This is a genomic window from Cellulosimicrobium sp. 72-3, assembly GCF_013127315.1.
Lineage (GTDB): Bacteria > Actinomycetota > Actinomycetes > Actinomycetales > Cellulomonadaceae > Cellulosimicrobium > Cellulosimicrobium funkei.
Genome location: NZ_CP053419.1, coordinates 538,072 through 550,155 on the forward strand (window position 1 = coordinate 538,072; position 12,084 = coordinate 550,155).

The 12,084-nt window shown below is 75.2% G+C and carries 11 protein-coding genes; 9 read left to right on the forward strand and 2 right to left on the reverse strand.

Features of this window, described 5'->3' with window-relative positions; translation table 11 throughout:
- Nucleotides 1–128 precede the first annotated feature (128 nt).
- The 9 genes from HKK73_RS02450 (at nt 129) to HKK73_RS02490 (ending at nt 9,834) form a co-directional block, all read left to right on the forward strand.
- On the forward strand, nt 129–3,200 hold the full coding sequence (locus HKK73_RS02450) for a Na+/H+ antiporter subunit A (protein ID WP_076403696.1): 3,072 nt from the start codon (nt 129–131) through the stop codon (nt 3,198–3,200).
- 11 nt (nt 3,201–3,211) lie between these two features.
- Nucleotides 3,212–3,814: a Na(+)/H(+) antiporter subunit C gene (locus tag HKK73_RS02455; RefSeq protein WP_168946320.1), complete on the forward strand. Its 603-nt coding sequence runs from the start codon at nt 3,212–3,214 to the stop codon at nt 3,812–3,814.
- Nucleotides 3,811–5,424, forward strand: coding sequence for a Na+/H+ antiporter subunit D (locus tag HKK73_RS02460; RefSeq protein WP_171467371.1), 1,614 nt, complete (start codon nt 3,811–3,813; stop codon nt 5,422–5,424). Before HKK73_RS02455 ends, HKK73_RS02460 begins: the two co-directional genes overlap by 4 nt.
- Nucleotides 5,421–6,020, forward strand: a complete 600-nt coding sequence (locus tag HKK73_RS02465; RefSeq protein WP_021482449.1) for a Na+/H+ antiporter subunit E — start codon at nt 5,421–5,423, stop codon at nt 6,018–6,020. Before HKK73_RS02460 ends, HKK73_RS02465 begins: the two co-directional genes overlap by 4 nt.
- A complete protein-coding gene (locus HKK73_RS02470; protein ID WP_076403690.1) occupies nt 6,017–6,424 on the forward strand; it encodes a monovalent cation/H+ antiporter complex subunit F in 408 nt (135 codons plus the stop codon). The genes HKK73_RS02465 and HKK73_RS02470 overlap by 4 nt, the downstream gene beginning before the upstream one ends.
- Nucleotides 6,424–6,927, forward strand: a complete 504-nt coding sequence (gene mnhG, locus HKK73_RS02475) for a monovalent cation/H(+) antiporter subunit G (protein ID WP_171467372.1) — start codon at nt 6,424–6,426, stop codon at nt 6,925–6,927. The genes HKK73_RS02470 and mnhG overlap by 1 nt, the downstream gene beginning before the upstream one ends.
- Before the next feature lie 127 nt (nt 6,928–7,054).
- Entirely contained in the window at nt 7,055–8,047 is a 993-nt protein-coding gene (locus HKK73_RS02480; protein ID WP_171467373.1) for a cation diffusion facilitator family transporter, read from the forward strand.
- A 74-nt stretch (nt 8,048–8,121) separates the two neighbouring features.
- Nucleotides 8,122–9,150 (forward strand): CAP domain-containing protein, encoded by a 1,029-nt coding sequence (locus HKK73_RS18865; RefSeq protein WP_216608038.1) that lies wholly within the window; start codon nt 8,122–8,124, stop codon nt 9,148–9,150.
- 135 nt (nt 9,151–9,285) lie between these two features.
- Entirely contained in the window at nt 9,286–9,834 is a 549-nt protein-coding gene (locus HKK73_RS02490; RefSeq protein ID WP_171467374.1) for a DoxX family protein, read from the forward strand.
- Nucleotides 9,835–9,861: 27 nt separating this feature from the next.
- On the opposite strand, the gene HKK73_RS02495 is transcribed toward HKK73_RS02490, so the two are convergent.
- Both HKK73_RS02495 and HKK73_RS02500 read right to left on the reverse strand, forming a co-directional pair.
- Nucleotides 9,862–10,440, reverse strand: a complete 579-nt coding sequence (locus HKK73_RS02495) for a methylated-DNA--[protein]-cysteine S-methyltransferase (RefSeq protein WP_171467375.1) — start codon at nt 10,438–10,440, stop codon at nt 9,862–9,864.
- Entirely contained in the window at nt 10,437–12,041 is a 1,605-nt protein-coding gene (locus HKK73_RS02500; protein WP_171467376.1) for an AlkA N-terminal domain-containing protein, read from the reverse strand. The genes HKK73_RS02495 and HKK73_RS02500 overlap by 4 nt, the downstream gene beginning before the upstream one ends.
- Nucleotides 12,042–12,084: the final 43 nt, after the last annotated feature.

Consider the following 12,084-nt stretch of genomic DNA (forward strand, 5'->3'; position numbering starts at 1 on the left):
ATGGTTCTCGGCCCGGCCTCGTCGGCGCCGTGAACTGTCGTGCCTGCGGCTTCCCCCCGCCCGGGCGCGGCGATGACAAGTCCAGCAAGAACTTCGCCCACCCGCCCCCGACCCGGACGGAGCGGCCCGTGCTCTACGTGCTCCTTGCCCATCTCGTGATGGCACTGGGCGCGCCTGCACTCGTCTCGTTCCTCGGCCGCCGGGCGTTCCTCGTCATGGCGCTCGCGCCGGCGTCCGCGGCGGCCTACGCGCTCGCCTGGACCGACCGCGTGATGTCGGGGGAGCACCCGACGCAGGTCATCGAGTGGGTGCCCGGGCTGGGGCTCGAGCTCGCCTTCCGCATGGACACGCTGTCGTGGCTCATGCTGCTGCTCGTCGGCGGCGTGGGCGCCCTCGTCCTCGTCTACTGCTCGGCCTACTTCTCGCCCACCGCGCAGGGCCTGCGGCGGTTCGGCGGCGTCCTCACCGCGTTCGCGGGGGCGATGGTCGGGCTCGTCACCGCGGACGACATGCTGCTCCTGTTCGTGTTCTGGGAGCTCACGACGGTCTTCTCGTACCTGCTGATCGGCCACTACGCCGACCGCAAGGCGAGCCGTCGCGCCGCCATGCAGGCGATCATCCTCACCACCGCGGGCGGCCTCGCCATGCTCGTGGGGGTCGTGATCCTCGGTGTCCAGGGCGGGACGTTCCGCATGTCCGAGATCATCGCGGACCCCCCGACGGGCGGCGCCGTGACCGCCGCGATCGTCTGCCTCCTCGTGGGCGCGGCGAGCAAGTCCGCGCTCATCCCGCTGCACTTCTGGCTCCCCGCCGCGATGGCGGCGCCCACGCCGGTGAGCGCGTATCTGCACGCGGCCGCGATGGTCAAAGCCGGTGTCTACCTCGTCGCGCGCTTCGCGCCCGCCTACTCGGACACGACGGTCTGGCGCACGCTCGTCGTCGTGCTCGGCGCGGGCACCCTGCTCGTGGGCGGCTACCGCGCGCTGCGGCAGTACGACCTCAAGCTCGTCCTCGCGTTCGGCACCGTGAGCCAGCTCGGCCTCATCATCCTGCTCGTGGGCCTCGGGACGCGAGGGGCCGCGCTCGCCGGGCTCGCGATGATCGGCGCGCACGCGATGTTCAAGGCCTCGCTGTTCCTCGTCGTCGGCGTGGTCGACGCCGCGGCCGGCACGCGCGACCTGCGCCGCCTCACGGGCGTGGGCAAGGCCCTGCCGTGGACCGCGGTCGCGGGCGGGCTCGCCACCGCGTCGATGATCGGGCTGCCGCCGTTCGCCGGGTACGTCGCGAAGGAGGCGGCGCTCGAGTCGCTCCTGCACGGCGAGGGGCCGGTGTGGGTCGACACGGTCGTGCTGTGGTCGGTCGTCGTCGGCTCGATGTTCACGGTCGCGTACGGCCTGCGCTTCTGGTGGGGCGCGTTCGCGTCCAAGCCGCACCTCGGCCGGTCGCCCGCGCGCGCCAACGCGCACGAGAAGGCGTGGGGCGCCGGCGCCGGTACCGGCACCGCGCGCCGCCCGGTCGTCGAGGCCGAGGAGCCGCCGATCGACCCGGCGCGCATCCACCGCCAGCCGTTCCTGCTCGTGGGCCCGGCCGTCGTGCTCGCGGTCCTCGGCCTCGCGACGGCGCTCGTGCCGCACTTCGGCGAGGACCTCCTCGCCCCGTACGCGGACACGTACCCCGTCGGCGAGCCCGGGCACCTCGTCCTGTGGGCCGGCTTCACGCCCGCGCTCGCCCTGACGGTCCTCGTGCTCGCGGTCGGCGTCGTGCTGTTCTGGCAGCGGTCGCGCGTCGAGCGGTTCCAGGCGTCGCTGTGGACGGGGCCCGAGGCCGACGTCACGTACCGCAAGGTCATGCGCAAGCTCGACGACCTGGCCGCCGACATCACGGCCGTCACGCAGCGTGGTTCGCTCCCGTTCTACCTCGGCGCGATCCTCGTGGTCCTCGTGCTCGGCCCGGGCGTCGTCATGGTCGCGCAGACCGCGTGGCCCGAGCAGCTCCGGGCCTGGGACCGTCCCGCGCAGCTCGTCGCCGTCGCCGCGATCTGCATCGCCTCGGTGCTCGCCGCGCGCTCGCGCCGCCGGCTCAAGGCCGTGATCCTCGTCGGGATCGCGGGGTACGGCAACGCCGTCCTCTTCCTCCTGCACGGCGCGCCCGACCTCGCGCTCACGCAGGTCCTCGTCGAGACGATCACGCTCGTCGTCATGGTGCTCGTGCTGCGGCGCCTGCCCGCGTACTTCTCGAACCGGCCGCTCGCGGCGAGCCGGTGGGTCCGCCTGGGCATCGGCCTCGCGGTGGCCGTCGTCATGATGGGCTTCGCGCTCGTCGCGCCGCTCGCGCGCGTCGCGACGCCCATCTCGGTGGACTTCCCGGCCGAGGCCTACGAGTTCGGGCACGGCAAGAACATCGTCAACGTGACCCTCGTGGACATCCGCGCGTGGGACACGATGGGCGAGATCTCCGTCCTCCTGGCCGCCGCGACGGGCGTCGCGTCGCTCGTGTTCCTGCGCTCGCGCAGCGGCGAGATCCTGCGCGCGTCGGGGGCCCGACCCGCGACCACGGCCACCGGCTCCGGCGTCTGGAGCGACACCGACGACCCGGGTGCCGCGCTGCGCCGCCGCGGGGTCACGGAGAAGGACCAGCCGCGCATGCTCGTGTGGCTGAGCGCCGGGCGCACCCTCGCGCCCCAACGGCGCTCGGTGATCTTCGAGGTCGTCACGCGCGTGCTGTTCCACGCCATGATCGTCTTCGCGCTCTTCCTGCTGTTCTCCGGCCACAACGCGCCGGGCGGCGGGTTCGCGGCGGGGCTCGTCGTCGGCATCGCGCTCATCGTGCGCTACCTCGCGGGCGGGCGGTACGAGCTCGGCGAGGCCGCGCCCGTCCACCCGGGTCTGCTCCTCGGGACGGGCCTGTTCCTGTCCGCGGGCGTGGGTCTCGTCGCGTTCCTGCTCACCGGCAACGTGCTCGGCAGCGAGGCCTACGACCTCGCGCTCCCGCTCGTCGGGGAGATCCACCTCGTGACGTCGCTGTTCTTCGACGTCGGCGTGTTCCTCGTCGTCGTGGGCCTCGTCCTCGACATCCTGCGCACGCTCGGCGCCGAGATCGACCGGCACGCGGAACGCGCCGCCGCGGGCCGCGAGCCCGGCGAGGACACGGGGCCGTTCGAGGCCATGGAGCCCGACTCGATCGGAGGTGGCCGCCGGTGAACGTCATCGACATGACGCCCAGCGTCGTCCTCGTCCTCGCGATCGGCGTGCTGTTCGCCGCGGGCGTCTACCTGCTCCTCGAGCGGAGCCTCACGCGCGTCCTGCTCGGGTTCATCCTCATGGGGAACGGCGCCAACCTGCTCTTCCTCGTCGCCGGCGGGCGCGCCGGGGGCGCGCCGCTCATCGGCACGACGCCCGAGGAGGACATGAGCGACCCGCTCGTCCAGGCGATGGTCCTCACGGCCATCGTCATCACGCTCGGCATCACGGCGTTCGTGCTCGCGATGGCCTACCGCTCGTGGCAGCTCCACGGCCACGACGAGGTGCAGGACGACCTCGAGGACCGCCGCGTCGCGCGGCACGCCGCGCGCAACGCGCCCGCGTTCGAGGACGCGGACACGGAGGAGAGCGGCGCCACCCTGGACGACGAGGCCGCCCAGGTCCGCGACGAGACCGACGGCGACGGCGACGGCGTCACGGACGGCGAGGAACCGCCGTCGGGCCCGGCGGGCCAGGACGCCGGGGACGCGACGGACGGCCGCACCGTCGGCTCCGACGCCCGGGACGACGCACGACCTGACGACCGACGGACCGACGGGAAGGAGCCGCGATGAGCCTCACCGCCGCGGCCCTCGTCCCGCTCCCCGTCGTCCTGCCGCTCGTCGCGGCCGGCCTCGCGCTCGCGCTCTGGCGCCACCCGCGCGCCCAGCGCATCATCACCGTGGCCGCGCTCGCGCTCGTCCTCGCGGCGTCCGTCGGCCTCCTGGTCGCGGCCGACTCGGGGCCGATCGTCGTCGACGTCGGCGGCTGGGCGGCGCCCGTCGGGATCGACCTCGTCGCGGACCGGCTCTCGTCGCTCATGCTCGTGGTGTCGAGCTTCGTCATGCTGTGCGTCCTGCTGTACTCGCTCGCGCAGGGCGTGGCGGACGGCGACGAGGAGGCGCCGGTCGCCATCTACCACCCGACGTTCATGGTGCTCGCGGCGGGCGTGTTCAACGCGTTCCTCTCGGGCGACCTGTTCAACCTCTACGTCGGGTTCGAGATCTTCCTCGCCGCGAGCTACGTGCTCCTCACGCTCGGCGGCACGGGCGAGCGCATCCGCGCCGGGTCGATCTACGTGGTCGTGGCGCTGCTCTCCTCGATCGTCTTCCTCGTCGCGATCGCGCTCACCTACGCCGCGACCGGCACGGTCAACCTCGCCCAGCTCTCGGAGCGGTACGCGGAGATCGACCCGGGCACGGCGCTCGCGATCCAGCTCCTGCTGCTGCTCGCGTTCGGCATCAAGGCGGCGATCTTCCCCCTGTCCGCGTGGCTGCCCGACTCCTACCCGACGGCGCCCGCCCCCGTCACCGCGGTCTTCGCGGGCCTGCTCACCAAGGTGGGCGTCTACGCGATCATCCGCACGCAGACGCTGCTCTTCCCCGAGGACAGCGTCGTCGACGACGTCCTCATGTGGCTCGCGCTGCTGACCATGGTCGTCGGCATCCTCGGCGCCGTCGCGCAGAACGACATCAAGCGACTGCTGTCGTTCACGCTCGTGAGCCACATCGGCTACATGATCTTCGGCATCGCGCTCGCGTCCGAGCCGGGCATGGCGGCCGCGATCTTCTACGTGGTGCACCACATCACGGTGCAGACGACGCTGTTCCTCGTCGTCGGCCTCGTGGAACGCCGCGGCGGGTCGACGTCGCTCGACCGCCTCGGCGGGCTCGCCAAGCTCGCGCCCGGGCTGGCCATCCTGTTCTTCATCCCGGCGATGAACCTCGCGGGCATCCCGCCGCTGTCGGGCTTCCTCGGCAAGGTCGGCCTCCTCGAGGAGGGCGTCGCGCAGGGCACGCCGCTCACGTGGGCGCTCGTCGTGGGGTCCGTCGTGACGTCGCTGCTCACCCTGTACGCGATCGTCAAGGCGTGGAACAAGGCCTTCTGGCAGACGGCGCCCGTCGAGATCCCCGCGGACGCGCGCCTGCCGCGCGGCATGGTCGGCCCGGCGACGGCGCTCGTCGCGTTCGGCCTCGCGCTCACCGTGGTCGCGGGCCCGCTCTACTCGTACACCGAGCGCGCCGCCGCGACGCTGCTCGACGGCCACACGTACGTCGACGCCGTGTTCCCCGGCGACTCCGACCGGGGCCAGGGCGAGTCGAACGAGGTCGCGACGGGCGAGAGCGACGGCACGGAACCGGCCGGCACGGAACCCGCCGGCATGGACGGGGGTGCGGACGGATGAGCCTGCACCGCCGCCGCCGCGCGCTCGCCTCCGGCTGGTTCGCCCGCGTCACCACGCAGTGGCGCACCGTCCTGTGGCTGACGATCGTCTGGGTCATGCTGTGGGGCGACCTGTCCGTGGGCAACGTGCTCGCGGGCGTCCTCATCGGGTTCGCCGTCATCACGTTCTTCCCGCTGCCGTCGATCGCGGCGCGCGGGAAGTTCCGGCCGTGGCCGTTCCTCGTGCTCGTCGGGCGCTTCGTCTCCGACCTCGTCGTCGCGTCGTTCCAGGTGAGCCTCCTCGCGCTGAACCCGCGGCACACGCCGCGCGGCGCCGTCGTGGGCGTGCGGCTGCGGAACCCGTCCGACATCTACCTGACCATCACGGCCGAGCTGTCGTCGCTCGTGCCCGGCTCGATCGTCGTCGAGGCGCACCGCCTCACGGGGATGCTCTACCTGCACGTGCTCGACGTCGAGACCGCGGGCGGCGTGGAGAAGGTCCGCGAGGACACGCTCGCGCTCGAGGCGCGCGTGCTGCACGCGTTCGCGTCGAACGACGAGCTGCGGGCCGCCGGCCTGTACGACGTCCCGTCCGCGCGAGAGGTGGCCGAGGCATGAGCGACACCGTCTACCTCGTGATCGTCGTGGTGAGCGCCGTGCTGCTCGCCGCGGGGGCCAGCCTCGCCGTCGCGCGCGCCGAGCGCGGGCCGTCGATGCTCGACCGCACGATCGCGCTCGACGTCTTCACGACGACGCTCGTCGGGGCGATCGCGCTCGAGGCCGCGTTCTCCCGGCGTACGGACACCATCCCGATCCTCGTCGTGCTCTCGCTCGTCGGGTTCGTGGGCTCGGTGACGATCGCGCGGTTCGCGTCGGTCGAGCCCGAGGACGAGGGCCGCATCCGCACGGCCGAGGAGATCGCCGCCGAGGACGCCGCCCGCCGCGAGGCCGAGGAGTCCGACCGGGACTCGGCGGTCGACGCCGAGCACCACGGCGGCGCGCCCGAGGGGGAGGTGCGCTGATGGACCCGACCACCGGCCTGTGGGACACGATCGCCGACGTCGTGTCCGCGGTCTTCCTCCTGTGCGGCGCGTTCCTCGCGTTCGCCGCGGGCGTGGGCGTCGTGCGGTTCCCGGACCTGCTGGCACGCATGCACGCGGCGACCAAGCCCCAGGTGCTCGGGCTGATCCTCGTGCTCGCGGGCCTGAGCCTGCGGCTGCGCTCGTGGGGTGCCGTCGCGACGCTGTTCCTCGTCGTCGTGTTTCAGCTCCTCACGTCGCCCGTCGCGGCGCACATGGTCGGCCGTGCGGGCTACCGCACGGGCAAGGTCCGCACGGACCTGCTCGTCGTCGACGAGCTCACGCGCGACCAGGAGGCGGCCGAGCGCGAGGACACGGGCGAGCACGACGACGCGGACCGGCACGGCGAGCCGGGTGCCACCGGCGGCGTCGAGCTCGCCGACACGAGCGACCCCGGGCCCGACGACGCGGGTCGCCCCGCCGACGCGGAGGGCCCGGCGCGCTGACGCCGCCGCGCGCACGCACGGTGCCGGACCTGGCGTCCGGGCCGTGCGCGCCCGGCCCGTGCGTGCTCGACGCGTGAGCGTCCGGCCTCCGCGCGCGGGTCGTGCACGCGGCTGGTAGACCGGCAGCATGCCCGACGCACCCACGCCCGCCCCGCCGCAGCCGGAGTCGCGCAACCCGCGCATCGCGCGACCGGAGGGTGGCGGCGACAGCACCGTCACGGTGATCGTCGCGTTCCTCGCGAACGCGCTCATCGCGGGCGCGAAGACGGTCGCCGCGACGGTGACCGGCTCGGCGTCGATGCTCGCGGAGGCCGTCCACTCGTGGGCGGACACGGGCAACGAGATCTTCCTCCTCGTCGCCGACCGGCGCTCGCGCCGCCCGGCGGACACCGAGCACCCCCTCGGGTTCGGCCGCGAGGCGTACGTGTGGTCGATGTTCGCGGCGATCGGGCTGTTCGCGGTCGGCGCGGGGGTGTCGATCACGCACGGCATCCAGGAGCTGGTGCACCCGCAGCCGGCGGACGACTTCGTGGTCGCCTACGCGGTCCTCGCCCTGGCGTTCGTGCTCGAGGGCGTGTCGTTCCTGCGCGCCCGGCGGCAGGCGCGGGCCGAGGCGCGGGCGGCGGACCGCGACACCCTGCACCACGTGCTCGTCACGTCGGACCCGACGCTGCGCGCGGTATACGCGGAGGACGCCGCCGCGCTGATCGGCCTCGTGGTGGCGTTCGGGGGCGTCCTGGCCCATCAGCTCACCGGGTCGCCCGTGCCCGACGCCGTCGGGTCGATCGTCGTCGGCCTCGTCCTCGCGGTGGTGTCCGTCGTGCTCATCGACCGCAACCGGCGGTTCCTCGTGGGGGAGGCGGCGATGCCGGCGACGCGCGCCGCGGTGCTCGCGGGCATCCGCGACCTGCCGGAGGTCGAGCGCGTCACGTACCTGCGGCTCGAGTACGTCGGGCCGCGCGCACTGTACCTCGTGGCGAGCGTGGACCTGCGCGGCGACGAGTCCGAGACGTCCGTCGCCCGCCGGCTCGACGAGCTCGAGCGCCGGGTGACGTCCGTGCCGCTCATCGCGGGCGCGGTGTTCACGGTCTCCGCCCCGGAGGAGCCGTCGATCGTCTGACCTGGCGGGCGCAGAAGAGGCGCAGAACGGACGAAGCGGTACACATCCGCGGTCCTGATGGGTAGGGTCGAGCGATGGTCTCGCAGCGCACGCCCCGGCACCGCTCGGCGGGGGCGGCGCCCGCGCCGTCTTCCGAGTCGTCTCCTGTGCCCGCGTCGTCCGCCGCGCCCGCACGACGGCGCGGCGGCCCGTTCGCCCGGCACCTGCGGTCCGGTCCGCGCGTCGCGGTGACGACGGGCGTCGCCGCCGCCCTGCTGCTCGGCCCTCCGCTGGGCCTCACGGCCGCGACGGTGACGGGCGAGATCCGGCCGGAGCACGTGGGCCCGCTCGGCCCCGTCGTCGCGGCGCTCCCGTGGCAGGGGAGCGCGCCGCAGGAGTGGCTCGCGGGGCGCGACCCGCGCGATGACCGCGCGTCGCGCACCCTGGCCGACGCGCGGGACGACCTCCCCGCGGACGGCCCGATGGCGCCCGGTGCGCCCGGGGCCGACGACGGGCCGCCCGCGGCGACCGCGCCCGCGCCCGCGGCGACCGAGGAGCCTCCCGCCGACCCGGTGCCGACGCCCGCGCCGGAGGACGTGCCGCCCGCCGAGGGCGCGGCGGACCCGGCCGGCCCGGACGGCGCGACCGCGACGGGCCCGACGCCCGGCACCGGAACGGCCGACGGTGCCGCGCCGGCTGCCGGGACCGCCTCGGCCGCCGGGGCGGCGGCGCCCGGCGGAGCCGGTCCCGGGAAGATCACGGCGGAGGGCGCGGCGGTCGTCGAGCTGACGAACGCGGAGCGGGCCGCCGCCGGGTGCGAGCCGCTCGCCGTCGACGACCGGCTCACCGCCGCGGCGCAGCTCCACAGCGAGGACATGGACGCGCAGGGGTACATGGACCACACGAGCCTCGACGGCCGCTCGCCGTGGGACCGGGCGCACGCGCAGGGCTACCCGAACCCGGGCGCCGAGAACGTGGCGAAGGGCTACCGGACCGCCCAGGACGTGGTGCGCGGGTGGATGGACTCGCCGGGCCACCGCGCGAACATCCTCGACTGCGGCCTGCGGGAGATCGGCGTCGGGCACGCGAACGGGGCCTGGACGCAGGTCTTCGGCTGGGGCTGATCCCCGGCCCCTCCCGTCGGCGGGCGCACCGCCCGTCCCGCGTCTCGCGGGCGCGGGGCCACGCGCGCTGAATATCGCAGGTCCGCTATCTTATCGCCGGAAAGTGGAACGCTACTGCTCGACGAGGAGTTCAGAATGGCCCCCACCGGACCCGCCGCACCGACCCCGTCCACCCCCGTCCCCGCTGCGGAGGGGCCGCGGCGCGCCGCGGCCCGGCGGCTCCGCGAGGGGCTCTGCGAGCGCCTCGCCGCCTGGTCCGTGCCGGCCCTGCGGGTCGCCCTCGGCCTCGTCTTCCTCGTCTTCGGGGTGCTCAAGTTCTTCCCGGGCGCGAGCCCGGCGGAGCAGATCGTGCGCCGCACGGTCGATGCGCTGACCTTCGGCCTCGTCGACGGCACCGCCGCCGTCGTCCTCACGGCGGTCGTCGAGACGGCGGTCGGGCTCGCGCTCCTCACCGGTCGCGCGCTGCGGGCCGGGCTCGTCGTGCTCGCCGTCACGCTGGCCGGCGTCCTCTCCCCGGTCGCGCTCTTCCCGGGCGACCTGTTCGGCGACGGCATGACCCTCATGGGTCAGTACGTGCTCAAGGACGTCGTGCTCGTCGCCGCCGCCGGGGTGGTCGCGGCGGCGACGCTCGGGGCCCGGTTCACGCTCGCGGCCGCGGAGCCGGCGCGCGCTCCGGCGGCGTGATGCCGGGGCGGGCCGTCCGCGGCGGGCTCAGCGCGCCGGTGCCGTGACGGTCGCCCGGGCCTCGCGGTCGAGGAGGCTGCGCTTGACGTCCAGTCCGTAGCGGAAGCCGCCGAGGCTGCCGTCCGTGCGCAGCACGCGGTGGCAGGGCACGAACAGGGCCGCCGCGTTCATCGCGCAGGCGCCCGCGGCGGCGCGCACGGCGGCGGGCCGCCCCGACAGCTCGGCGTACCGGGTGTAGGTCACCGGGTCGCCGGGCTCGACCGTGCGCAGCACGTCCCACGCGTGCGCGCGGTAGGGGCCCGAGGCCTGCCGCACCGGCACGGCGTCGATCGCGCGCACGTCGCCCGCGTAGTAGGCCCGGACGGCGGCGACGGCGGTCGCGACGGCGGGGTCGTCGTCGGGCACGGAGGAGACCGTCGCGGGGCGCAGGCCGGGGTGCACGAGCGCGACGAGGTCCGCGGGCTCGTCCGTCCAGCCGGACGCGAGGACCGCGCCGCCGGCGTCGACGACGACCGTGAACGGGCCGTCGGGCGTGGTGAGCGTCGTGGTGACGGCCGGGCTCGTGCCTGCCGTCGTAGTGGTGGTGGGGGCGGGTGCGGTGGTCACGGGGTCTCCTTCGCAGGGGTCGGGGTGGGCGCGGCGGCGCGCCAGAGGTGCATCGCGGCGTACGAGCGCCACGGCGCCCAGCGCTCGGCGCGGGCGGCGAGCGCGCGGCGGTCGTCGGGCAGGCCGAGCGCGGCGGCACCGGCGCGGAGCGCGAGGTCGCCGTCGAGCAGGACGTCGGGGTCGTGCAGCACGCGCGTCGCCACGTACCCGGACGTCCACGGCCCGACGCCGGGCATCGCCTCGAGCGCCGCGCACTGGGCCGCGGGGTCGTCGGCCGGGGAGAGGGCGAGCGACCCGTCGGCGAGGGCGTGCGCGACGCCGAGCACCGCCGCCGTGCGCCGGGCGGGGCCGCGCAGGTGGTCCGCGCCCTCGGCGGCGAGCTGCGCGGGGGTCGGGAACAGGCGCGTCGGGCCGAACCGCGACGCGAAGGCCGTCCCGAGCGCGACGGCGAGCCGCGACAGGTGCGTCCGCGCGGCCGCGACCGAGATCTGCTGCCCGACGAGCGCGCGCACGAGGATCTCGGCGGGGTCCACCGCCCCCGGGACGCGGATACCCGGCACCGCGCGCACCGAGGCGGCGAGCGCGGGGTCCGCCGCGAGGGCCGCGTCCACGGCGGCCGGGTCGGCGTCGAGGTCGAACAGCCGCCGGACTCGCGCGATCGCGGCCGGGAGGTCGGCCACGGACGTCAGCTCGAGCTCCACGTGGAAGCGCGGTGCGCGCCGTCGGCTCCCAGGCGGCGGCCCGTAGGTGGCCCGGAACGCGCCCGGCCCGTGCGGCAGCGCGAGCGTCCGCGCGTAGGAGAGCAGCGGGCCGTCGAGGTCGACGACCTCGACGCCGTCGACGGCGCGCGCCGCGAGGAACGCGAACACGCCGCGCGCGTCGAACGGCTCGCGCAGGGGAAGGGTGAGGTCGAGCGCGGCGGTGGCGCCGCCGTCGTCCGCGGTGGACCCGGCGGGAGCTGCGGCGGGCGGGCGGCGCGGGTCGCCGGTCGACGGCGCCCGGTCGGGCCGGGCACGACGCCGCAGCTCTCCCGGCGTCGTGTCGAAGACCTCGGTGATCGTGTCGTTGAACTGCCGCACGCTCCCGAAGCCGGCGGCGAACGCGACGTCGGCGAGCCGCAGGTCCGTCCCCGTGAGCAGGGCGCGCGCCGTCTGGGCGCGCAGCGCGCGGGCGAGCGCGACCGGGCCGGCGCCGAGCTCCGCGACGAGCACGCGGTGCACGTGCCGGGCCGAGTACCCGAGGCGGGCGGCGAGGCCGTCGACGCCCTCGCGGTCCACGACGCCGTCCGCGACGAGCCGCATGGCCCGGGCCGAGAGGTCGTGCCCGAGGTCCCAGCTCGGCGTGCCCGGCACCGCCTCCGGGAGGCAGCGCTTGCACGCGCGGTAGCCGGCCTCGTGGGCGGCGGCCGAGGTGAGGTAGAAGGTGACGTTCTCGGGCTTCGGGGTCCGCGCCGGGCACGACGGCCGGCAGTAGATGCCGGTGCTGCTCACGGCGGTGATGAACTGCCCGTCGAAGCGGCGGTCGCGCGACGCGATGGCGCGGTAGCGCTCGGCGAACACGGGGTCCGTGGTCGCCGGGGGCGTCGCGAGGGTCGTCGTCATGACTCGATCCTCACCCGACGGACCACGCCCTGGCTAGCGGGAT